At 70.9% G+C, this 22,677-nt stretch carries 19 protein-coding genes; 15 read left to right on the forward strand and 4 right to left on the reverse strand.

Features of this window, described 5'->3' with window-relative positions; all coding sequences use genetic code 11:
* Window positions 1-108: 108 nt before the first annotated feature.
* Both D452_RS0116905 and D452_RS0116910 read right to left on the reverse strand, forming a co-directional pair.
* Entirely contained in the window at window positions 109-3,480 is a 3,372-nt protein-coding gene (locus tag D452_RS0116905) for a pyruvate carboxylase (RefSeq protein ID WP_017545333.1), read from the reverse strand.
* Window positions 3,481-3,762: 282 nt separating this feature from the next.
* Window positions 3,763-4,362 carry a TetR/AcrR family transcriptional regulator gene (locus tag D452_RS0116910; RefSeq protein WP_026129404.1) on the reverse strand — a complete coding sequence of 200 codons (600 nt, stop codon included), beginning with the start codon at window positions 4,360-4,362 and terminating at the stop codon, window positions 3,763-3,765.
* Between the two features lie 73 nt (window positions 4,363-4,435).
* Here D452_RS0116910 and D452_RS0116915 point away from each other — a divergent pair, with 73 nt between their 5' ends.
* From D452_RS0116915 to D452_RS0116935, 5 genes are all read left to right on the forward strand, one after another.
* A complete protein-coding gene (locus D452_RS0116915; protein WP_017545335.1) occupies window positions 4,436-5,623 on the forward strand; it encodes an alpha/beta hydrolase in 1,188 nt (395 codons plus the stop codon).
* 660 nt (window positions 5,624-6,283) lie between these two features.
* Window positions 6,284-7,000: an ABC transporter ATP-binding protein gene (locus tag D452_RS28440; protein ID WP_275040732.1), complete on the forward strand. Its 717-nt coding sequence runs from the start codon at window positions 6,284-6,286 to the stop codon at window positions 6,998-7,000.
* On the forward strand, window positions 7,001-9,958 hold the full coding sequence (locus tag D452_RS0116925; RefSeq protein ID WP_017545337.1) for an ABC transporter permease: 2,958 nt from the start codon (window positions 7,001-7,003) through the stop codon (window positions 9,956-9,958). It begins immediately after the preceding gene.
* Window positions 9,945-11,246, forward strand: a complete 1,302-nt coding sequence (locus D452_RS0116930; protein ID WP_017545338.1) for an MFS transporter — start codon at window positions 9,945-9,947, stop codon at window positions 11,244-11,246. Before D452_RS0116925 ends, D452_RS0116930 begins: the two co-directional genes overlap by 14 nt.
* Entirely contained in the window at window positions 11,243-12,286 is a 1,044-nt protein-coding gene (locus D452_RS0116935; protein WP_017545339.1) for a 3-oxoacyl-ACP synthase III family protein, read from the forward strand. The genes D452_RS0116930 and D452_RS0116935 overlap by 4 nt, the downstream gene beginning before the upstream one ends.
* Here D452_RS0116935 and D452_RS0116940 read toward each other — a convergent pair.
* Complete coding sequence (locus D452_RS0116940; RefSeq protein ID WP_083927543.1) at window positions 12,265-12,519, reverse strand: acyl carrier protein; 255 nt, start codon at window positions 12,517-12,519, stop codon at window positions 12,265-12,267. The two genes, D452_RS0116935 and D452_RS0116940, sit on opposite strands and share 22 nt — an antisense overlap.
* A 94-nt stretch (window positions 12,520-12,613) precedes the next feature.
* Here D452_RS0116940 and D452_RS0116945 point away from each other — a divergent pair, with 94 nt between their 5' ends.
* From D452_RS0116945 to D452_RS0116995, 10 genes are all read left to right on the forward strand, one after another.
* Window positions 12,614-12,883 carry an acyl carrier protein gene (locus tag D452_RS0116945; protein ID WP_017545341.1) on the forward strand — a complete coding sequence of 90 codons (270 nt, stop codon included), beginning with the start codon at window positions 12,614-12,616 and terminating at the stop codon, window positions 12,881-12,883.
* Entirely contained in the window at window positions 12,880-13,530 is a 651-nt protein-coding gene (locus D452_RS0116950; RefSeq protein ID WP_017545342.1) for a GNAT family N-acetyltransferase, read from the forward strand. The genes D452_RS0116945 and D452_RS0116950 overlap by 4 nt, the downstream gene beginning before the upstream one ends.
* A 4-nt stretch (window positions 13,531-13,534) precedes the next feature.
* A complete protein-coding gene (locus D452_RS0116955; protein WP_017545343.1) occupies window positions 13,535-14,320 on the forward strand; it encodes an SDR family NAD(P)-dependent oxidoreductase in 786 nt (261 codons plus the stop codon).
* Complete coding sequence (locus tag D452_RS0116960) at window positions 14,317-15,264, forward strand: ACP S-malonyltransferase (RefSeq protein ID WP_017545344.1); 948 nt, start codon at window positions 14,317-14,319, stop codon at window positions 15,262-15,264. Before D452_RS0116955 ends, D452_RS0116960 begins: the two co-directional genes overlap by 4 nt.
* Window positions 15,261-16,208, forward strand: a complete 948-nt coding sequence (locus D452_RS0116965; RefSeq protein ID WP_017545345.1) for an ACP S-malonyltransferase — start codon at window positions 15,261-15,263, stop codon at window positions 16,206-16,208. Before D452_RS0116960 ends, D452_RS0116965 begins: the two co-directional genes overlap by 4 nt.
* 13 nt (window positions 16,209-16,221) lie before the next feature.
* Window positions 16,222-17,592, forward strand: a complete 1,371-nt coding sequence (locus D452_RS0116970; protein ID WP_152498603.1) for a class I adenylate-forming enzyme family protein — start codon at window positions 16,222-16,224, stop codon at window positions 17,590-17,592.
* 550 nt (window positions 17,593-18,142) lie between these two features.
* Window positions 18,143-19,513 (forward strand): radical SAM/SPASM domain-containing protein, encoded by a 1,371-nt coding sequence (locus D452_RS28445; protein ID WP_017545347.1) that lies wholly within the window; start codon window positions 18,143-18,145, stop codon window positions 19,511-19,513.
* Window positions 19,510-20,499 carry a hypothetical protein gene (locus tag D452_RS0116985; protein ID WP_017545348.1) on the forward strand — a complete coding sequence of 330 codons (990 nt, stop codon included), beginning with the start codon at window positions 19,510-19,512 and terminating at the stop codon, window positions 20,497-20,499. The genes D452_RS28445 and D452_RS0116985 overlap by 4 nt, the downstream gene beginning before the upstream one ends.
* The gene (locus D452_RS0116990; RefSeq protein ID WP_017545349.1) at window positions 20,480-21,598 is read left to right on the forward strand and encodes a hypothetical protein; all 1,119 of its coding nucleotides are present in this window, start codon (window positions 20,480-20,482) and stop codon (window positions 21,596-21,598) included. The genes D452_RS0116985 and D452_RS0116990 overlap by 20 nt, the downstream gene beginning before the upstream one ends.
* Entirely contained in the window at window positions 21,595-22,455 is an 861-nt protein-coding gene (locus D452_RS0116995) for a JmjC domain-containing protein (protein ID WP_017545350.1), read from the forward strand. The genes D452_RS0116990 and D452_RS0116995 overlap by 4 nt, the downstream gene beginning before the upstream one ends.
* A gap of 12 nt (window positions 22,456-22,467) precedes the next feature.
* Here D452_RS0116995 and D452_RS0117000 read toward each other — a convergent pair.
* The coding region (locus D452_RS0117000) for a hypothetical protein (protein WP_204366619.1) at window positions 22,468-22,677 on the reverse strand (210 nt) is incomplete at its 5' end.

Here is a 22,677-nt window from a genome sequence, read left to right on the forward strand (position 1 = left end):
CCCCCCAGCCTCCGCGCCCCAGCCCCCACACGGAACGCCCGCGGCAGGGAGCCTCTCGCTCCGCACCGGCAGGTGGGTGGCCGTCGTCGACGACGGCCACCCGACGCCTCAGTTCAGATGGACGATCAGGTCGCCGCCCTCCACCCGCTGGGCTCCCTCGACGGCCACCCGTGCGACCACCCCGGCACGTGGGGCGGTGATGGAGGCCTCCATCTTCATGGCTTCGATGGTCGCGACCGTGTCCCCGGCCGCGACCTCGTCGCCCACGGCCACGGTCGGGGTGACCACCCCGGCGAAGGGCGCCGCGATCTGGGAGGGGTCGTCACGGTCGGCCTTCTCCGCTTCGGGCGCGTCCGAGGCCAGTGACCGGTCGCGTACGTGCAGCGGTCGCATCTGGTCGTTGAGGGTGGTCATGACGGTGCGCATGCCGCGCTCGTCGGCCTCGCTCACCGCCTGGAGGCCGATCAGCAGGCGCACGCCCGGCTCCAGGTCCACCACGTGCTCCTCTCCCTCGCGCAGACCGTAGAAGAAGTCCCGGCTGTCCAGCACGCTGGTGTCGCCGTAGGCGGCGCGGTGCGCCTCGAACTCCTTGGTGGGACCGGCGAACAGCAGGCGGTTCAGCGTGGCCCGGGGCTCCTCGGCCAACCCGGCGCGGTCCACATCGCTGAGCGGTGTGGTGGCGCGGGCCTCGCCCCGGCCGCGCAGAGCCTTGGTGCGGAAGGGCTCGGGCCACTCGCCCGGGGGCACTCCCAACTCGCCCCTGAGGAAGCCCACCACCGAGTCGGGCACGTCGAACCGGCCCGGGTCCCGCTCGAACTCCTCGGGCTCCACCCCCGCGCCCACCAGGTGCAGGGCCAGGTCGCCCACCACCTTGGAGGAGGGGGTCACCTTCACCAGGCGTCCCAGCATGCGGTCGGCGGCGGCGTACACGGCCTCGATGTCCTCGAACCGGTCGCCCAGTCCCAGCGCGACCGCCTGGGTGCGCAGGTTGGACAGCTGGCCGCCGGGGATCTCGTGGTGGTACACGCGTCCGGTCGGCGAGGTCAGGGCGGCCTCGAACGGCGCGTACACCCGGCGCACCGACTCCCAGTACGGTTCCAGTTCGTTCACAGCGTCCAGGGAGAGCCCGGTGGGGGTGTCCGAGTGGTCGAAGGCGGCCACGATCGCGGACAGGGAGGGCTGCGAGGTGGTGCCCGACATGGACGCCACCGCGCCGTCCACCGCGTCCGCGCCCGCGTTCACCGCTGCGAGGTAGGTGGCGAGCTGGCCGCCCGCGGTGTCGTGCGTGTGCACGTGGACCGGCAGGTCGAACTCGCGGCGCAGCGCGCTCACCAGGCGGGACGCGGCCGGTGCGCGCAGCAGTCCGGCCATGTCCTTGATGGCCAGCGCGTGCGCCCCGGACTCCACGATCCGCTCGGCCAGCTTCAGGTAGTAGTCCAGCGTGTACAGCTTCTCGGCCGGGTCGGACAGGTCGGCGGTGTAGCACAGGGCGACCTCGGCCAGCCCGGTGCCGGTCTCGCGTACCGCGTCGATCGCCGGGCGCATCTGCTCGACGTCGTTCAGGGCGTCGAACACCCGGAAGACGTCCACGCCGGTGGCGGCGGCCTCCCGCACGAAGGCCCGCGTCACCTCGGTGGGGTAGGGGGTGTACCCGACGGTGTTGCGGCCGCGCAGCAGCATCTGGAGGGCCACGTTGGGCACGGCCTCGCGCAGCGCCGCGAGCCGCTCCCACGGGTCCTCGGCCAGGAACCTCAGGGCCACGTCGTAGGTGGCGCCGCCCCAGCACTCCAGCGACAGCAGTTCGGGCAGGGTGTGCGCCACGGCAGGCGCGGCCGCCAGGAGGTCCTGGGTGCGCACCCGTGTGGCCAGCAGCGACTGGTGGGCGTCCCGGAAGGTGGTGTCGGTGACCCCCAGGACGTCGGACTCGCGCAGCCAGCGCGCGAACCCCTCGGGGCCGAGTTCGAGCAGGCGCTGCCGGGACCCCGCGGGCGGGGTCGTTTCGGGGACGGCGGGCAGCTTGGCGGCGGGGTCGATCAGGTGGGGGCGTTCACCGTGCGGCTTGTTGACCGTCACGTCGGCCAGGTAGGTGAGCAGGCGGGTGCCCCGGTCCGCTGAGGGGCGCGCGGTCAGCAGCTGGGGGCGCTCCTCGATGAAGGAGGTGGTCACCCGGCCCTGCCGGAAGTCCTCGTCCTCCAGCACGGCCTGGAGGAAGGGGATGTTGGTGGAGATGCCACGGATACGGAACTCCGCCACCGCGCGCTGGGCGCGGCTCACCGCCGTGGCGAAGTCACGGCCCCGGCAGGTGAGCTTGACCAGCAGGGAGTCGAAGTACGCGCTGACCTCCGAACCCGCCGCCGCGGTGCCGCCGTCCAGGCGGATGCCCGAGCCGCCGGGGGAGCGGTAGGCGCTGATCGTCCCGGTGTCGGGTCGGAACCCGTTGGCCGGGTCCTCGGTGGTGATGCGGCACTGGAGGGCGGCTCCGTGCAGGACGATCGCGTCCTGGGACAGGCCGAGGTCGGCGAGGGACTCGCCTGAGGCGATCCGGATCTGCGACTGCACGAGGTCCACGTCGGTGACCTCCTCGGTCACCGTGTGCTCCACCTGGATGCGGGGGTTGAGTTCGATGAACACGTGTCGGCCGTCCCGGCCCACGAGGAACTCGACCGTGCCCGCGTTGCGGTAACCCAGCTCGCGGGCGAGCAGTACCGCGTCCCGGCACATGCGCTCGCGCAGTTCCGGGTCGAGGTTGGGTGCCGGGGCCAGCTCCACGACCTTCTGGTGGCGGCGCTGCACCGAGCAGTCGCGCTCGTAGAGGTGGATCACGTCCTCGCCGTCGGAGAGGATCTGCACCTCGATGTGGCGCGGGTCCACCACGGCGCGCTCCAGGAACACCGTGGGGTCTCCGAAGGCGGTCTCGGCCTCGCGCATGGCCGCCTCGATGGACTCGCGCAGCGCGGCGGGCGCGTCCACCCGGCGCATGCCGCGGCCGCCGCCACCGGCCACGGCCTTGACGAACACCGGGAAACCGATCTCCTCGGCGGCGGCGACCAGCCCGTCCACGTCCGTGGAGGGGGCGGTGGAGTCCAGGACGGGGATGCCCGCCCGCTTGGCGGCGGCGATCGCGGTCGCCTTGTTGCCGGTCAGTTCCAGCACCTCGGCGGGCGGGCCCACGAAGGTGATGCCCGCCTCCGCGCAGGCCCGGGCCAGGGCCGGGTTCTCGGACAGGAAGCCGTAACCGGGGTACACGGCGTCGGCACCCGCCTCCCGTGCAGCGCGGACGATCTCGTCCACTGAGAGGTAGGCGCGGACGGGGTGCCCGGGCTCGCCGATCTGGTAGGCCTCGTCGGCCTTGAGCCGGTGCAGCGAGTGGCGGTCCTCGTGGGGGAAGACCGCGACGGTGCGGGCTCCCAGTTCGTGCCCCGCGCGCAGGGCGCGGATGGCGATCTCACCTCGGTTGGCCACCAAGATCTTTTCGAACATGCCGGATGCCTCCTGGACTCCGTGACGCGGTACCGGTCGGGTCGCCGGTGTTGCCGGTACTCCGGGTGCTGCCAGTGGCCGCGCGGGGGCGCCACTCCAGGGAAGCGGTGCCCAGGCACGGCCACGGGAACCCTAACGAGCGGTGCCTGGTGCGGTGGAGACCGGGGTTACCCGTGGGTAGTTTCGTGCTCCGCTGGGGCCTTTGGGCTTGCCTGGGCGGGTTCGGGTCCTGCGGTCGGGGGTGCTGTGCGCTCCCGTGGAGAGGGGAGAGGGGTGCCGGGGCTAGTGGCTCAGGAGCTGGACGGCGGCCTCCACGGCCGCGCGGTGCCCGTCCAGAGGGGCGCCCTCGGGGAGTCGCGCGCCGCCGATCCAGAGTCCGTCGATGATCACCAGGATCATCTCGGCGGTGGCTTCCAGGTCCCTGTCGGGGGTCAGGGCGTCCTGTTCCCGGGCGTACTCCAGGAGCCGGAGGAAACTGACTCGGGTCTGTTCGGTGAGCGTTCGCAGGGTGTCCGCGAACACGGGGTCCACCGCCGCCCGGGCGTAGAAGGCCGCCCAGATGCGGGCCTGGGCCAGTTTGCGTTCGTCGGTGGGCAGCATCTCCAGGAGGACCTGGCGCAGCGCTCCCGCGAAGTCGAGCCGACCCGGGCCGATGCGTAACCGCCCGAAGCGCTCGGCCACCTCGTCCACTGTCACGTGGAGGGCGAAGCGGAGCAGCTTGTCCTTGGAGTCGAACTCCCGTTGGACCGCGCCCGCCGAGAGCCTCGCCTCCGCCGCGACGGTCCTGACACTGACGCCCTCGAGGCCCTCGCGCGCGGCGATCCGGTGAAGGGCCTCCGCGATCTCCCGGCGTCTGCTCTCCTTGTCCACGATCTTTGGCACAGGGTTCATTCTGGCACAGGGCGGGCATGAATGATACGCTCGTATCGATACGTACGTATTAAGGTTGGCTCGCTTGACCACAGACGCCCCCACCCGCTCGCGGGGTCTCCTCATCGGCTCGGCACTGTTGTGCCTGCCGGCCCTGGCCGGGCTCGGCCTGGTGCTCCTGCCGCCCCTCTCACTGGCGATGTGGCAGGCCGCGCTGGTCGTGCTCGAGTTCTCGGCCCTGTTCGCGCTGCCCGCCCTGGGCGGGGCGCTGCTGGCGCTGAGAGCCAGGCGCTCGGTCCGTGGCCGCGGAGCGAGCCTGCTCGCGGCGTCGAACGCGCTCCTGATGGTCCTGGCCCTGGTCCCCTCGGTCTCCGTCTGGCAGACGGCCCGCGACGAGGGTGTGCGGCTCGACCCGTTCCAGTACGCGGCCGGGTTCGCCACCTCCGCCGACCGCGAGCCGGTCACGGTGGAGTACGCCAGCCCGGAGGGCGAGCCGCTGGAACTCGACGTGTGGCGGCCCGAGGACGGCGTCCCCGAGGACTCCCGGCTTCCCGTGGTCGTCAACGTGCACGGCGGCGCGGAGGACCTTCCGCAGAGCCTGCTGCCCCGATGGGACACGTGGCTCGCGGACAGCGGGGGGAGCCGGGTGGTGTTCGACGTGGACTACCGGTACTTCCCGGACGGCGACTGGTCGGCCTCCCTGGCCGACGTGCACTGTGCCCTGGGTTGGGTGTATGAGAACGCCGCCGAGTACGGGGGCGACCCCGAGCGGATCGCGCTCAACGGGCAGTCGGCCGGCGGGCTCCTGGTGCTGCTCGCCGCGTATTCGGACGCGCCCGAACCCAGTTGTGACACCGAGGTGCCCGAGGTCGAGGCGGTCGTCGCCTGGTACTCGGCGACCGACGGGACCGCCGAGGCACCCCCGGTTCCCTGGCGGCAGCGGAGGTCGCCGGTCGGGGACGAGCTGCTGGAGTCCAGCGAACGCATGGTCGGCGGCCCGCCGGAGGAGCACCCGCAGGAGTACGAGGCGATGTCCCCGATCCTCCAGGTCGACGCGGACAGCCCGCCCACCCTGCTGATCACCGCCGGGCACGACTTCTTCCTGGGAACCGAGGACAACGGCCGTATGGTCGACCGCCTCGAATCGGAGGGCGTGCCCCACCACCATGTGGAACTGCCGTGGACCGAGCACATGTTCGACCTGAACTGGGGAGGACTGGCCAGTCAGGTCGCGCGGCAGAGTATCGGCGACTTCCTCGCCGACCATTTGTAGCACCAAACAGCAATAGACCGCCGGATTCGGTGCGTGACTTCCTCGTCACCGTCCGGCGGTCTTCTTTGTCATGCTCGATTTCGTGGCGCCGGGAAATGCTCCCGGTTTCAACTTAAAAGAAGCTTAAAGGTGTCTTAAAGGAAGGGGGTAGGCGGGGTCGTGTTTTCCGCCAGGTTTGCGGGTCGGGAGTGGTGCGCGAACATGAATGGATTCCGGCGGGGGCTCTCGTTGAGCGCCTGCGAGGCATAGTGTGTGGCGGTGAAGCGCACCGGGTTTGGCGATTCGCGTACTCAAACATTCACGCTACGTGGCTGTGGCCGTCCAGAACCCCTTGCTCCAGGGCTAAGTCGAGTGTGTGAACCGGCTCTGATCCTGTCCGAAACAACGCGAGGGAACCCGTCCACCTGCTCATCTTGGGCCATGGTGAAACCATTGAGGGGGCGGTACTCAGTCCCTTTACGGGGCTGTCCGATCGGGTGCTTGGTATTTCGGCGTTCGATTCCTCGGGAAGTATTGACAAGAATGATTGCCTCTGCTTCGATTTGGCAATCGAGCCCTGATCAACTTCGGAACTGGTCGGGCGGACAGTGTAGGGCGCGTATCGCCACTGGTTGGCGGTAGACCGTGACGTAAGTAAGGGAACTCGTGACCAACCCAGTCGTGCGCGTAAAAGACATAACAAAGACATACGGTGATGGTCGGGTCACGGTTCCGGTACTTCGCGGAGTTTCCCTGGACGTCACCGAGGGCGAATGGGTCTCGGTGATGGGACCCTCGGGCTGCGGCAAGTCAACGCTGTTGAACTGCGCTTCCGGCCTCGATCGCATCGACGGGGGCAGCGTGCTCGTCGAGGGCGAGGACATCCACGCCATGTCGGAGCGCAAGCGCACCGCCTGGCGCGCGCGCCGGACCGGATTCGTCTTCCAGGGCTACAACCTCGTCCCCGTCCTGTCGGCCGTGGAGAACGTGGAGATGCCCCTCCTTCTGGGCGGCGTGCGTCCGAGGGAGGCCCGGCGCAAGGCGGTCTCGGCGCTCGCGCGCGTGGGGTTGGGTGAACGCTCCGACCACCTTCCAGCCCAGCTGAGCGGTGGTCAGCAACAGCGCGTCGCCATCGCCCGGGGCATCGTGCACGCCCCGGCGATCGTCTGGGCGGACGAACCCACCGGCGCCCTGGACTCCGCCTCCACCTCGGAGGTGCTGGCCCTGCTGCGGGAGCTCCACGCCGACGGCCTCACCCTGATCATGGTCACGCACGACCCCGAAGTGGCCGCCTACGGCGACCGCGAGGTCCACATGCTCGACGGCCGCGTGGACCGCGTCGAGGACAACAACAGGTCCATCACCGCCTCCGCCACTCCTGCCGGGGGCGACGAGTAGATGAACGACGCAATCACGCTGGCCGTCGCGGTCGCGTCGCCCCTGGCGCTGATAGCGCTCGTGGCGCTCTCCGCGCGGGGCCGACTCAGTGTTCGTATCGCCGCGCGCAACGTCTGGCGGCGCCCGGGGCAGACCGTGCTCGTGGCCATGGGCCTGTCCCTGGCCGCACTCCTGTTCTCCGCCTCCTTCACCCTGGAGTCCGCGCTCCACCAGGCGATGCGGGCCCAGCAGACCGCCGACCTCGGTGGGGTCGACGCGGTCGTGACCCCGGACGGGAGCGGGGTCGGGACCGACGACGAGGACGACAGCCGGGACTCGGACGAGTCCGACGACGAGCCGCCCATGCTGGAGCGCGACGACGTCCGCGCCATCGAGGAGGCCCTCGACGATCCCGACACCACGGTCTCCTCGATGCTCACCCTGCGCCTCCCGGTCGCCCACGAGCGGGCCGACCGCGGCGACCCGGGGCTGACGGTGCTCGGCGCCGCCAACACCGACGGCGCCATCCAGCTCGTCGACGGGGACGGCGAGGAGATCGCGCGCGGCGGCCTGAGCGAGAACGACGTCCTGCTCAGCAGCGAGGCCTCACGGGAGCTGCGCGCCGAGCGCGGCGACACCGTCGAGGTCGCCGGGCGCCAGACGCGCGTCGTCGGCGTCTACGAGGCCGGGGCGCCCCTGACCCCGCCCGAGTCCGCCGTCGTGCCGCTGTCCGCGCTCCAGCGGACCGCCGATCTCACCGGCCGCGTGAACACGGTCACGCTCTCCTACGGCGAGGAGGTCACTTGGGAGGAGGACGAGGACCCGGTCCGCACCGACCTCTCCTCGCTGGTCGAGGACAACGGCTGGCAGGCCGAACCGCTGCGCGCCTCCGCGCACGACAGCGCGGACCGCCTCACGACCGACCTGGGCACCCTGTTCCTCCTCTTCAGCCAGCTCTCGATGGTCGCGGGCGTGCTCCTCATCGTCCTGGTCGTCATGATGCTCGCGGGCGAGCGCCGACAGGAGTTCGGCGTCCTGCGGGCCATGGGTATGAAGCGCGCCCGCCTCGGTCTCGTCCTGACCGTCGAGGGGCTCGGCTACGCGGTCCTGGCCTCGGCCGCCGGAACGGCGGCGGGCTGGTTCGCGGGCGCCGCGGCCTCACGCGTACTGAGCGATCGCGTCGCCGACCCCGCGATGCCCGCCCCCGCCCTGGAGTTCGGGTTCGACCCCGTGGCCATGGCTACCGCCTACCTCATCGGCGTCGGGGTGATCACGGTCGTGTTCACCTTCGCGGCCGTGCGCGCCTCCAAGGTCGACATCGTCTCAGCGCTGCGCGGGTCGGAGGCGCCGTCCCGCCGCCGCTGGTGGTCCGTACCGTTGCTGGCGCTGATCCTGTTGCTGGGCCTGGCCACCGTCGCCCTGGGCGTCCAGAACGGCACCGCGACCGAGACCCTGACCGGTCTCACGCTGGCGGTCGGGGGCCTCGGCGCTCTCCTGCCGAGGCTGCGGGTGCCCAGGCGGCTGGCCCACTCGCTGTGCGCCGCCGTGATCATCGTGCTCTGGTCCGTGCCCGGGGAGCTGTTCGGCGACACCGGCTCCGGAATCACCCTGTTCTTCCTCGCGGGCATGGCGCTGGTGGCCGCGGGTGTGTGGCTGTTCGTGGCCAACAGCGACCTCGTCCAGCGCTTCCTGCGCCGCGTCCTGGCGCCCCTGCCCTCGATGACCTCGGTCGTGCCCATCTCGGTGGCGTACTCCGTGCGCAACCGCGTCCAGGCCGGGATGACGATCGCGATGCTGAGCATCGTCGTCCTCACCATCACCCTCAGCGGCTTCGTCACCGCCGCCGTCAACCAGGTCTACTCCGACCACCGCTCGGTGACGGGCGGGTTCGACGTACGGGCCGAGTGGGTCGCCGCCCAGGGTGAGCCGCCCGCGCTCCGCCAGGTGCTGGAGGAGAGCCCCCGCGTGGACACCGCGAAGGTCGCGCGCCTCGGCGGATACGAGGAGATCACCACCGAGGCGCGCCAGGTCGACACCGACGCGGACGCCGAGGAGGTCCGGGTGTGGGGTGCCGACGACGACTACCTCCTCGGCAACCGCTACCCGGTCTTCCTGCGCGCGGACGGCCTGGACACCTCCGAGGAGGTGTGGGACGAGCTCAGGCGCACACCGAACACCGCCGTGGTCTCGGCCGCCATGATCCCCAGTGACTCCGCGGCCTTCGTGGGCGGCGGGAGCGACCTCGAACTGGAGGGCGTGGACATCCTGGACGACAGCCTGCCCGCGAACCTCCGGCTGGAGGTCACCGAACCGGACGGTGAGAGCACCACCACGCTCCGCGTCATCGGCGTGGTGGACCGGAGCGCCGAGTACCTCGGCGACGTCGTCACCTCGAGCGAGGGCATGAGCCGGGTCACCGGTGAGGACAGCGTGCCCGGGAACTGGTTCATCCGGGCCCAGGACCGGGACGAGGTCGGCAAGCTGGAGATCGCCGTGCAGCGCGCGCTGATGGAGCACGGGGTCGCCACCGCCCCGATGCAGGAGGAGGTGGAGTTCCGGGCCTCGTCCAACGGCGTCGTGCAGTGGCTCCTGATGGCGTTCATGGGCTTCGGACTCGTCGTCGGCTGCGCCGCGCTCGGGGTCGTCAGCATCCGGTCGATCTCCGAACGCCGCAACCAGATCGGGGTGCTGCGCGCCATCGGCATGCAGATCTCCGGGGTCCGCCGCCTCTTCCTCATCGAGTCGCTGGTCATCACCGTGAGCGGTATCGCCCTCGGTGTCGGTCTGGGCTTCGCGGTCTCTCCCGGGCTCGTCGATTCGCTGCGGGTCGACCTGCCGGGGGTCGTCTACACGGTGCCCGTGTCCGTGCTCGTCGGAGTGGTCGGGGTCACCCTGGTGTTCTCCATGGTGGTCTCGGTCCTGACGTCGCGGAGGGCGGGAGAGGTCCCCCCGGCGGAGGCGCTCCGTGGCCAGTCCTGAGCGCGAGCCGGCTCCGCTGCGCCGCAACCGGTCGTTCCACATCCTGTGGACCGGTCAGTTCGCAGCGCAGCTGGGCCCGGGCATGGGGGCGGTGGCCTACCCCGTCATCCTCCTCGACCTGGGCGGGACACCGGCCCTGACGGGCTCGGTGACCTTCCTCCTGGGGGTGGCGGCGGTCGCCGCCCGTCTGCCCGGCGGCGCGGCGGCCGACCGGTTCGACCGGCGCGCCCTCATGATCGTGGCGCAGGGCACCCGGATGCTGGCCATGGCGGTCCTGTGCCTGGGACTGCTCACCGGAGCGACCTGGCTGTTGTGGCTGGTGGTGTTCGTGGCGTTGGTGGACGTGGTCGGGCACGAGGCCTACCGCTTCGCCGAACGCGCCGCGCTGCGCCACATCGTCCGACCGTCCGACCTGTCCGCGGCGGTCGGCCAGAACGAGGCGCGCAACCAGATCGCCTCCCTGATCGGCCCGGTGCTCGGCGGATGGCTGATGGCGGCCTCGCGGACGCTGCCCTTCGGGGCGGCGGCCCTGGGGCACGCGGTCGCCGCGATCGGGCTGCTCTTCGTCAGGGAGCGGTTGCAGAGCCCGAGGACGCCCGAGGAGCGGGGGGCCGGGCCCCGGCGCCGCGTCTGGACCGAGGCGTTCTCGTGGATCTGGGCGCGGACCGAACTCCGGGTGCTACTGCTCAGCTGCGTCACTCCGAACCTCGTGATCACGGGGGTGGTACTCACCGTGGTCATGGTCGGCGCGGAGGCGGGGATCGGCACCGGTCAGATCGGGACGGTGCTCGGTGTGGCCAGCCTCGGCGGGATCGGCGGCGCGCTGGGCGCCTCGGCCCTGCTGCGCAGGTTCTCCGCACGCGGCCTGGTGCTGGCCGCCCTGTGGTGGCTCCCGGTCACCGTGCTGGCCACGATCCCCCTCATCGACCACTGGACGGTGGTGTTCCCCCTCGCGGCGGCCATGGCGGCCGCGCCGCTGCTGTCCATCATCCTCGGCACCTACCAGCTCCTGAACACCCCCGACCGCCTCCAGGCCCGTGTGGGCAGCGCCTGCACGTTCGTCACGGGGATCGCCGCACCCCTGGGCCCCCTGGCCGCGGGGTTCGGTCTCCAGTTCGCCGGAACGCTGCCCCTGTTCCTGGGATTCACCCTGCTCATGTTGGTCGTCGCCGTGTGGGTCTCGTTCGACCCCAGCACACGGCGGCTGAGCTCACTCCCCACCTCCCCGGACCGCGCTCCGGGGAATCCCCCTGACCACGCACCCCCCAGTGCAAAGGAAGTGTCATGAGACCGCTCCAGGATGTTCCCTCCACGTCCGGCAGCACGCTCTCCCACAGGTTTCCCGTGGGGATCCTGGGTGTGGGCTCCTACGTGCCCGACAACGTGGTCACCAACGAGGAACTCACGCGACACCTCGACACGAGCGACGAGTGGATCGTCGCGCGGACGGGCATCCGCGAGCGGCGGTTCCTGCCGGAGGGGACCGGCACCACGGACATGTGCGTCGCGGCGGCCGAACGCGCCCTGCGGGAGTCCGGGACCGACGCCTCCGACCTCGACTGCGTCATCGTCGCCACCTTCACCTTCGACCAGCTGCTTCCCTCCACCGCGCTGACGGTGGCCGAGCGGATCGGCGCCCGCCGGGCGGTCGCGCTCGACCTCAACCAGGCGGCCTGCTCGGGCGGCCTGTACGGCATGTGGACGGCGCTGCACCTCTTCCAGGGCGGCCAGTTCCAGCGGGTGCTGGTGGTCGGAGCGGAGGCCCTGTCCCGCATCACGGACCCGACCGACCGCACCACGCGGGTCTTCTTCGGCGACGCGGCGGGCGCCGCCGTGCTCGGCCCGGTGGAGGAGTCCAGCGGAGTGCTCTCCTGGAGCCTGGGCGGAACGCTTTCCCACGGGGTCGAGGTGCCCGCGGGCGGCACCAGGGAGCCGTTCGGCCCCGAGGTCGTGGGCACCGGCCGCCAGTACCTCAAGATGAACGGCTCGGAGGTGTGGGACCAGGTCATGACCCGCATCCCGCCGAGCGTGGAGGAGACGCTCAAGCTCGCCGGTCTGCGGGCGGACGAGGTCGACCACTACGTCTTCCACCAGGCCAACGGCAACCTCGTGACCGGCCTGATGGACGCCCTGGGACAACCCCGGGAGAAGGCCGTGACCACCATCGAGGAGTACGGGAACACGGGCGCGGCCACGATCTTCACCGTGCTCGACCGGCTCCGGGAGAGCGGCCGGCCCCGCGCGGGCGAACACGTGCTGATCGCCGTCATCGGGGCCGGTTTCCTCTGGGGCAGCCTGTGCCTCCGTCAGCAGGCCTCCGCGGCCTGAGAGCGGACCAGGTCCAGCAGATCCCCCACACTGCCGAGGTCCTCGAAGCCCTCCTCCGGCACCTCCACCCCGCACCTCTCCCTGATCAGTAGACGAATCTCGTACCCGGCGATCGAGTCCACCCCCACGTCCTGGAGGAGATCGCCCCTTTCGAGTCGCGTTCCCGAAGCGTCGGTCGCCTCGCAGATGATCCCGAGAGTGACCGAGTCGTCCACTGAGAATTCCCCTGCCATTTTGCACCTCGATCTTCCTGTTCGATGAATCCGTGTCGACCAGGAATGAACATACAAGAAAACCCATCATCCCCACAGTGATTGGAATTTCCAGATGAGCGGGACCGAGTCGTACGAAAGCGAAGTCAAGAAGGTCTACGTCGAGCTGTTCGAGATCGATGTCGACCCGGAGTCGATCGGCGGTGACGAGGAGTTGTTCGGCCCGCAGTGCGACTACGGGATCGACTCCATGGACGTCCTGCGGTTCCTCGCGGACCTGCGCCAGCGCTACGACCTCGACGTCTCCGAGATCGCGACCGAGACCTTCCGCACGCCCGCGTCCATCGCCACCTTCCTCTCCGAGCGCCGGGGGGCCGCCGAGTGAAGGGCGCCCTGGTAACGGTCTCCGCGATCGAGGAGGACGAGTATCCCCTGGTCGCGCAGTGGTTCCGGCGGGGCATGGTCGGAGCACTCAGCACCGGCGGCTCCGCCCGCTTCACGAGCACCGCGGACATTCGCGGCGCCATCGCGGCCGGACCGGAGAGGTACGCGATGGTCCGGACGCACGACGGCGTCCCCGTCGGCCTGGTGCAGTGGCGCCAGCGCAAGTACCCCGGGAGTTACACCGTCGGCGGTGTCATCGGGGACAGCGAGCTCTGGGACTCGGGCTGCGGCGGCGAGGCGTCGTGGCTCCTGGTCCACGAACTGTTCCACGCCCACAACGCGCACCGGGTCGAGTTCGTCACGGCCGCGTTCAACGTCCGCGTCGTGCGAATGCTGATCAAGTCCGGAATGGTCATCGAGGGAGTGTTGCGCGACTACTTCTTCCTTGACGGCGCCTATCACGACGCGATCGTCACGTCGTATCTGCGCGAGGAGTACTACAGCGCGGACGAGAGCGGAATGACGGGCGACGCCTTCTTCGGAGACACCGTCCCCGCCTCGGACAAGTCCGAGGCCCGCGCGCTGTTGCGCGACTACATGCGTGACCAGTGGCCACAGGACATCCGCAGGGCCTATTCAGAGGAGTAGTGACATGACAAAGGAACTCAACTCGAAGGTCGCCCTCGTCACAGGCGGAGGCAGCGGTCTGGGCAGGGCCGTGGCGATGCGGCTGGCCGACCTCGGCGCCGTCGTCGCCGTGGGCTACCTCAACCGGGCGGAGGTCGCGGAGAAGACCGCCGAGGAGATCCGCGCGGCCGGTGGTAGGGCCCAAGCCCTCAGGGTCGACGTCCGCGACTACGAGGCGGTCTCCGCCGCCGTCCAGGAGCTGACGAGGGAACACGGCCGTATCGACATCCTGGTGAACAACGCCGGCATCTGCACGGCGGGCACCATCGTCTCCACGGACTCCACCGAGGGCTGGAACGACGTCATCCAGACGAACCTGGTGGGCGCCTACCACTGCATCAAGGCGTGCGCCCTGCCGATGATGCTCCAGGGCTCGGGCGCGATCGTCAACGTCTCCTCCATCCTCGGCCTGGTCGGCAAGGGCGGGCTGAGCGCCTACTGCGCCAGCAAGGCCGGGCTCTCCGGGCTCACCGCCTCCCTGGCCGCCGAGTTCGCCATGCACGGCGTCCGGGTCAACGCGGTCGCCCCCGGCTACTCGGACGACACCGGCATGATCCAGCAGTTCCCGATCGAGCAGAAGGAGGTCATCATCAACGAGCGCATCCCCCTGCAACGCCCGGCCCAGCCCGAGGAGATCGCCGAGACCGTGGTCTTCCTGACCCGTGAGGGCTCCAGCTACATGACCGGGCAGACCATGGTGGTCGACGGCGGTCTGACGTCGGTGATCCGGGGGATGGCGAAGACCAGATGAGCCAGAGGACCGCGATTCTGTTCAACCCCCAGGTCGCCATGCGCCCGGGGGACTACCGGGACCTGTACGAGGCCCTGCCCCTGGTGCGCCGTCGCCTGGAACAGGCCTCCGAGGCGATCGGTGTCGACCTGGACGAGGCCTTCCACTCCGCCGACGCCGACCTGGTCAACCAGGGGCCGCTGATCCGGCCGATGTCGGTGGCGCTCGGGGTGGCCCTCTACGAGTCCCTGCCCGCCGAGTACCGCGACGGAGCGGAGTACATGGCGGGCCTGAGCCTGGGCCAGATCACCGCCGCCGCGGCCTGCGGGGCCCTCTCGTTCGACGACGCCGTGCGCACCGTGCGGACCATGGCCACGGTCGAGGGCGAGGTCTTCGCGGGCCGGGACTACGGGAGCACCTTCTGCTACTGCGTCGACCTGGAGTCGGTGTTCGCGAGGATCGGGGAGCTCACCGCTCAGGGCCTGGACGCGGCGCCCTGCGCCATCACCGGTGACGACCAGATGGTCGTCTCCGGGGAGGCCGCCGCCCTGACCTCCGTCAACGAGCTCGCGGCGGCCGGGGGCGGGGTCGGTGTCCGCATCCCGCACGGCCCGCCCGGCCACTCGCCCATGCTGGCACCGGCCGAGGAGCGCTTCGCGGCCGAGTGGGAGCAGCGCGAACGGGTGCGCACCCCCAGGGTGCCGCTGCTCTGCAACATGGACTCCACACCGTTGGCCACGGCCGAGGAGGTGCGCGACGCCCTGATCACCCAGTACACCCGGACCGTCCACTGGTCCCGAGGGATCGAGCGCCTCCTGGAGCTGGGCACGACCCGGTTCGTCGTGGTCGGCCCCGGCCACTTCATCGGGAAGTCCTTCCGGTTCATGACCCTCGCCAAGCGGGCGAGTGTGGTCCGCTTCGACCAGGCGTCCTCCTTCACGGAAGAACTGGCGGGCCGGTCGTGAGGGCCGTGCTGTTCGGCGGGACGGTGCCGCCGCTGCACGCCAAGGTCGGCGAGTTCCTGGAGACCGACTCCTACGCCCGAGAGCGGTTGGCGCAGGCCGAGGAGGTCCTGGGCGACCGCGTCCTGCCCCGCTTCTCCCAGGCGACGGAGTCCTACTCGCCCGAGGCGCGGCAGGCCTACCTCGTCACCTGCGTGGCGTTGGCTGACCGGGCCAGGGACGAGGACGGCGAGGCCGGTGTGTGCGCGGCGGCGAGCATCGGACACCTGCCCGCGCTGCACTACTCGGGGGCGCTGTCCTTCGCGGACATGGTGCTTCTGGGAGAGGCGGTCACGGCCTGCGAGAACGAGTGGAACGCGACCGACCACGGCCTGGTCTCGCACTTCATGTACCGGGTCGGACGGGACCGCCTCGCGCAGCTGTGCGCGGAGGTGGAGGCCGAGGGTGGGCGAGCCGAGGTGGCGGGTCACTTCAGTGACACCATCCACCTGCTCAACGTCTCCGCAGGAAGCCTTCCCCAGCTCGAACGGGGTGTCCGGGCGGGGGGAGGGGTTCCGGTGCTCACCTTCCCCCAGGCCGAGCACAGCGGGGTGAACGCCCCGCTGCGCGACCGGATCGGGGAGGCCGTCTCGGGTTTCCGCTTCCGGGACGCGCGGGTCGGGTTCGTCCGGGGGGCGGACGGCGCGCTCGTCGACTCCGCCGAGGACCTGCGCTCGCTGTTGCGGGACGACTGCGTCACCCCGGTCGACTTCCCTCTGGTCGTGGACCGGCTCCGCGCCCTGGGGGTGGACCGGGTCCACGTGATCGGACCGGGAAACCTCTTCGAGCGGCTGACCAAGGAGCACTTCGACGTGACCGTCCTGGTGCCCGACGCCCGCGCCCGCGGCCTGGAGGTCCCCGACTCGGGCCCGGCCCGGGTGGGCGGCCGGGTCCCGTCCAACACGTGAGAGGGAGGGACAGGTGACAGGAAGACTCGTGATCGACGGCGAGGAGATCCCCCGCGGCCGCGTCCACGGGGACGCCGCGGCCCTCGCCACGGCCCTGGCCTCGGCGGGCGCGGGACCGGGGCGAGGGGTCGTCATCGCACGTGACGACCCCTATACCGCGGTGCTGACCGCCCTGGCCGCCGAGTCGTTGTGCTTCCCGGTCCTGTGCCAGGGGGAGCGGTGGCGCGGCGTCGCCCGCACCAGGCGGGTGGCCGCCGTGGTCACCCCGGGAGAGGGCGGCGCCCCTTCGGTGACGGCCCAGCGGGACACGGGGCTGCCCGACTTCGAGGGGTCCGCCCACACCCTGCTCTACACCTCCGGGAGCAGCGGCGAACCCAAGGCGGTGGAGCTCTCGCACTCGGCGATCGGCTACCACCGGCACGACGTCGCCGCGCACGCGGAGATCACCTCCAGGGACCGCATGCTGGTTCCGATGTCCCTTCTCAACTCCTACGGCTGGGGCATCGTCCAGTACTGGCTGGAGCACGGGTTCGAGATGCACGTGGAGTCACGGCTGAGCATGGACCGGGTGGCCGCCCTGTTGCGAGAGGGCGGCTACACCAGGCTCGACGGGGTGGGTTCGATGTACGCGGCCCTCCTGGTCGCGGCGCGCCGCGACCAGGGTCTGGCGACTGCTCTGGGCGCGCTCCACCTGCGCGGATGCGGGGGCGACGTGCTCCCGGTCGGCCTGGTCGAGGCCTACGCGGACCTGGTCGGCGGGCCGATCCACGACGGGTACGGGCTCTCGGAGACGGTGGCGTGGGTGACCCAGTCACTCCCCGGTGCCTGGAGACCCGGAACAGTGGGCCCGCTCATCAAGGGGTCGTCCGCCCGGATCGACCCGGCCGAGGGGGAGGTCCTCCTCCACGGACCGGGCCTGATGGACGGCTACCTCGACGACGACGCGGCCAACGCGGCCGCCTTCACCGAGGACGGGTGGCTGCGCACCGGCGACCGGGGGACGGTCGAACCCGACGGTCACCTCACCATCGAGGGGCGGATCAAGGAGTCACTGGTCGTCCACGGGGAGACCATCCCGCCGCGGTTCGTCGAGGACGTCCTGGCCTCCTGCGACCCGGTGCGGGAGGCGGCGGTGGTGGGTCTCCCGACCGGTCGAGCCAGGGGCGACCGGCTGGTGGCGTTCGCGGTGGTGGACCCGGCGGAACGGGAGGAGGCCCTCCCACTGATACGCCTCGCCCTGAGGGACCACCTGCCGGTGCACCAGAGGCCCAGGGAGATCCACCTGCTCGACGAGTTCCCCCGTACCCGAACGGACAAGCCCGACCGCCGCGCCCTGCGGGCCCGGGCCGCCTCCCTGGAAGAGGAGAGGGTTCCCGACAATTAATTGACCGGCGCACGCGAAGGGTGATCGGAAGAATGTGAATCCGATTTATCCGGCGAGGCCGAGGTGACTCCGATGTGCACTGACCAGGGGATCCGGCGATCCCCGAACTCTTTGCACGCCGAACGCCTCGGTCGTTTCGCCATGCCTTTTTCCGGCAGGTTCGGGCCAGTTGAAAAAATGCACGGAAAGCGCGGAGAACGTGTTGACACGGGAAAAATGAGACTCCTAGACTCGGCACCGTTCGCATTTGGTTCGGCGCGAATGTCACAGATTCACCCGGAGAATTCGGGTCCACCAGACCCGTAGGCTCCACCCCCTTTTTGAGATTACTGAGAGGAATGGTTCCCATGCAGGAGTTCGAGGAGATCATCACCGAGTCCGCCGCTGGTGACGAGGTTTCGGTCATCGACTTCGGCTGCTAGCAGCCAGAGACCGCCCTCGGCCCCAAAGGCCGACGACGAGGTAGTCACAGGCCCCGTGGCGGACCGGAGGATCCCGGTTCCCGCCACGGGGCCCCTGTCTCACAACCCGCGGCACCAGAGGACTGACCATGGCTGACACCACCGTCACCAGTACCTTCCGACCCTCCAGGTTCAACGTCGTCACCAGGACCGACGACGGTGACGCGGTCGTTCTGTACAACTCCATGCGCGGGAGCGTCTTCCGCGTCCAGGACCCCGTCGGCCACCGGGTGCACGATCTGCTGCACAACCGACGGAGCGTCCTGCGCCGGCCCGACCCCGGCACCGCCGACGAGTCCCGCCTGTTCGACACCCTCGTCACCAAGGGCTTCCTGGTGGCCGAGGAGCACGACGAGCTGGCGGAGGCCGACGCCCTGCGGGACCGGCGCAAGAACCGGACCGACCGCCTCGAACTGATCATCATGCCCACCGAGGCCTGCAACTTCCGGTGCACCTACTGCTACGAGGACTTCGCGCTGGGCCGCATGCTGACCGAGGTCCGGGAGGGCATCAAGTCGCTGGTCAGACGCCACCGCCGCGAACACGGCATCGAACGGCTCACCGTCGCCTGGTTCGGCGGCGAACCGCTGGTGGCCTTCGACGTGATCGAGGAGCTCAGCACCTTCTTCCTGGAGTTCTGCGCCGAGGAGGGCATCGAGTACAGCGCGGGCATCACCACGAACGGACTGCTGCTCACACCCGAGGTCGCGCGGCGCTGCGTCGAGTTGGGTATCAGCAACTACCAGGTCACCCTGGACGGCCCGGCGCACACGCACGACTCCTCCCGCTTCCTCATGGGCGGCGGGAAGACCTTCGACGAGATCATCGCCAACCTGACGCGGATGGCGGAGACGGACGCGGACTTCCGCGTGATCGTCCGGACGAACTTCACCGAGGCCAACAGCGTCCACGTGCCCGAGCTCATCGAGCAGCTGGGCGGGCTGTACGCCGGTGACCCCCGGTTCGGGGTCATCTACCGTCCCGTCGGCGACTGGGGCGGACCCCAGGGCGAGGAGTCCGAGGCCTACGCGGGCAAGCAGGCGGAGATGACCAAGCTCGACCTGTGCTCGAACGCGGTGGAGTCCGGCCTCGCCCCCGCGGACGACGTGTTCCTCAAACCGAACGGCTCAGTCTGTTACGCGGCCTCCCCGTGGTCCTTCGTGATCCGGCCCAACGGGCTGGTCAACAAGTGCACCGTGGCCCTGCGCGATCCCCGCAACGCCGTGGGACAGCTCGGCGCCGACGGTGACCTCGGGTTGGACCAGGAACTGATGAGTCTGTGGGTGGACAACGACGACGCCAAGGACTCCGGCTGCCACTCCTGCTTCTTCCGGCCCTCCTGCCAGGGCGCGCACTGTCCCCTGGTGCGCATCCAGGAGGGGACGCGGCCCTGCCCTCCGCAGAAGGTCTGGATCGGACCCACCATCACCACGGTGGCGTCGAACGGGAGGACGCGGTGACCGGCACACGCGGCGCGGAGGTCGCGGTCGACGACGACGGCACCTGGTGCGCCTGGACCACCGGCTCAGGTCAGGTCAGGGCGCTGGGACTGTGGGGCCCCGACAGCGGACGGATCATCGACCTCGGTCCGGGAACGGCCGTGTACGCCGGGGCGGGCACGGGACGCTTCCTCCTCCGGGACGGCGGGTCCGTCCGGTCGTGGAGCCCGGCGGCGGGTTCGCGCGACGAGGGGACGGCGCCCGCCGGAGCCCTGCTGCTCGAAGCCCGCGTGCCCGGGGCGGGCGGCGGCCGAGTGGTCGCCGCCTCCTCCGAGGAGCTGGTCCTGCACGCCGGGGACGGGACCGCGGTGTCGCGCAGGCTCTGCGCACCGCCGCTGGTCCTGGCCTGGCAGCACCGGCGGCGCACCGTCCTGTGCCTGCTGTCGGACGGGACCGTCCTCAGGGCGGACCCCGTCACGGGGTCGGTGGAGACCTCAGCCCTGCCCGGGGGCGAGGACCACCGCCTGGCCTGCTACGAGGAGGTTCTGGGGGGTGTCTGGGTGGTCCCGGCCCACGAGCCGGGCACCGTTCGCTTCCACCGGACGGAGGCCGACCCCTCCGCGGCCGTCTACCGGCTGGACCTCGGCGCGGCGGTCGACTCGCTCCGCGCCTCGCACAGCGGGGAGTGGCTCATCGCCCGGAACCCGGGTCGGGCCCCGACCCGCCTGGTCAACGTCAACAGCGGACGGAGCTTCGAGGTGCCGGGAGAGCTGGCGGCACGCGGCGCCCCCTGCGTCTTCTCGTTCGACAACCAGTTGATCAGCGTGGAGGGGGACGCCTTCGAGTCACTCCCGGTCCCGGCGAGGGCCGACATCCGCTCCCGCGACGGGTCCCTCGACATCGACACGTTCTGGTCGGCTCCGCCGCAGATGCACCGTGCCTCCCGCCCGCAGCGGCCCGCTCCGAGGAACACGGAGGTGGGCGCACGTGCCGGCACCCGTTCATGACCTCCCCCTGCGCCTGCTCTCCCCCGAGAACCGCCTGACCAAGGTGTCGGTGTGGGAACGGGCCCGGGAGTGCGCCGCCGAGATGGACCGTGCGTCACACCGGACCCCCTTCGACGCGGACGCCTTCTGCCGGGCCGCGAACCGGGGCGCGCTGGTGCTCGCGATGGCCGGTGACTTCGAGGAGAGTGAGCGGTCCTGTCAGCGCCAGGCCCGCGTCCTGCTCTCCCTCGTCCGGCGGGGGCTGCTGCCCCGGTCCGAGACCGTCCGGGTCCTCCAACCCTGGATCAACATCGGCCGGCTCCGGGTGATCCGCGGTGACTGGGAGGGTGCCCTGGCGCACTTCCCCGCGCCGGACAGCCTGCGGGACACCGGGGTCTTCGCCGGAGCGCTCGGCCCCGAGCACGGGCTGACCCCGGACGAGGCCGAGGGCGTCCTGGACTCCGAGAGCGGCGGCGCCTTCGTCACGAACACCCACGTCGTGGAGACCGCCAAGGCACTGGCGCGCGGGCGACGCGCGGACCTGCTGGCGGCGCACGTCAGCCGTTGGCGGGGGACCGCGCGCACGCTCCCGCACGTGCGGGAGGCCTCGGCCCTGCTGGCATTGAGAGGCGGCGCGAAGCTCCCCGCCGTCGCGCCGGGGACCGTGCCGACACTGGGGGCCACCGCCATCGAGGTCCACGCGTCCCTGGTCGACGCGTCGCGGACCGACTCCCTGCTGCGGTCCCTGGACACCCTGTCGGAGAGAGCCCCCTCGGCCGACCTGGTGGCCGTGTTGCGGGCGGGCGCCGGAGTCCTGCGCTCCCAGGACCGCGTGGACGACTGCGCGCGGGTCCTCCGCCGGACCGCCGACGTCTGCCGTGAACTGCGTGACGAGGCGGAACTGTTCGCGGTGCTCAGGGAACTGGGCGGTCTTGACCCCGCCTCGGGCGCGGCCCAGGAGGCCCTGGCCGTCGCGGCCGACAGCGGTTACGCGTTCGTCAGGGCCCAGGCCGGGGAGCCGCCACTGCCCCCGGCGGAACACGAGCCGCGTCTGGCGGTCCTGATCGCCGCCGAACTGGAAGCCGAGTCACGAACGACCCTCGTCAGGAGGACCCCATGATTCCAGCGCACCTGCCTCCCCGGACCACGCGGGGCGACCACCCGGTCCTCGAACGGATCGTCGGTGACTCCGACGCCTTCCTGGGGCACTGGGAACACCGACCGGTGGTCGCGGAGGCCGGGCCCGCCGTGGGCGGGGCGTTCTCTCTGGAGACGGCGCTGTCCCTGCTGAACCGGGCCGGTCTCCCCGCGTCCTGCTTCCGGGTGTTCCAGGACGGCGCGCCCAGGCCACAGGAGGAGTTCAGCGCGGATCGCGGGCGGCCCGGCCGGGGGCGGGAACCCGTGGCCGACCGCACCGCGCTGCTGCGCGCCCACGACGCCGGGGCGACCATCGTCTTCGAGGAGGTCCGCCTCCTCGTCCCCGAGGTGGAACGGCTCGCGTCCCAGCTGGAGGAGGAACTGGGCTTCGGCGTCTACTGCGCGGCCTTCCTGACCCCCGCCGGGAACTCGGGGGTGCGTCCGCACTACGACCTGGCCAGCGGGTTCCTCTGCCAGGTCCACGGCTCCAAGTCCTGGTCGGTGGGCGCCCCGGAGACGCTGTGGCCGACGGTCCCGAGCGGCGGTTCCCAGCCGGAGTTCGCCCCGGTCCTCCAGACGGTGCTCACCCCGGGAAGCACGCTCTACATCCCCCGGGGGCATCCGCACGCCGGAACCGCCACGGACGAGCTCTCGCTCCACCTGTCGTTCGCCGTGAAGCCCCGCACCTGGAAGGACGTCCTCCAGGCCCACCTGCGCGAGGAGGGCCAGCACGAACCGCTGCGTGAGATGCTGCCCCTCGGTCACACGGACCTGGACGGGCGGGACCTGCTCACCGAGGCCGTGGAGCGGTTGAACGCGGCGGTGGCCGCAGCCAGGTGAGGGCACCGGGGCTCAGACGGAGACGCCGCCGTAGGACACCCCGGACAGGTCGGCGAGCTCACGCTTCCACGCCACCAGGTCGTCGGGGCCGAACCCGCCCAGGTGGTCGTGCCCGCAGGCCCGCGCCATCACCTGCATGAGCTCCACCGACGAACGCAGGAACCGGTTCAGCCGCTCAGCGGCCTCCGCCACTGGCAGGGGGGGGGGGGGGGGGGGGGGGGG

Origin of the sequence: Nocardiopsis prasina DSM 43845 (assembly GCF_000341265.1) — a bacterium.
GTDB lineage: Bacteria > Actinomycetota > Actinomycetes > Streptosporangiales > Streptosporangiaceae > Nocardiopsis > Nocardiopsis prasina.

Coding starts and splice junctions, on each gene's coding strand:
- D452_RS0116935 (WP_017545339.1), top strand. CDS start 11,243: ATGAGACCGCTCCAGGATGTTCCCTCCACGTCCGGCAGCACGCTCTCC.
- D452_RS0116960 (WP_017545344.1), top strand. CDS start 14,317: ATGAGCCAGAGGACCGCGATTCTGTTCAACCCCCAGGTCGCCATGCGC.
- D452_RS0116945 (WP_017545341.1), top strand. CDS start 12,614: ATGAGCGGGACCGAGTCGTACGAAAGCGAAGTCAAGAAGGTCTACGTC.
- D452_RS0116905 (WP_017545333.1), bottom strand. CDS start 3,480: ATGTTCGAAAAGATCTTGGTGGCCAACCGAGGTGAGATCGCCATCCGC.
- D452_RS0116925 (WP_017545337.1), top strand. CDS start 7,001: ATGAACGACGCAATCACGCTGGCCGTCGCGGTCGCGTCGCCCCTGGCG.
- D452_RS28445 (WP_017545347.1), top strand. CDS start 18,143: ATGGCTGACACCACCGTCACCAGTACCTTCCGACCCTCCAGGTTCAAC.
- D452_RS0116995 (WP_017545350.1), top strand. CDS start 21,595: ATGATTCCAGCGCACCTGCCTCCCCGGACCACGCGGGGCGACCACCCG.
- D452_RS0116940 (WP_083927543.1), bottom strand. CDS start 12,519: ATGGCAGGGGAATTCTCAGTGGACGACTCGGTCACTCTCGGGATCATC.
- D452_RS0116955 (WP_017545343.1), top strand. CDS start 13,535: ATGACAAAGGAACTCAACTCGAAGGTCGCCCTCGTCACAGGCGGAGGC.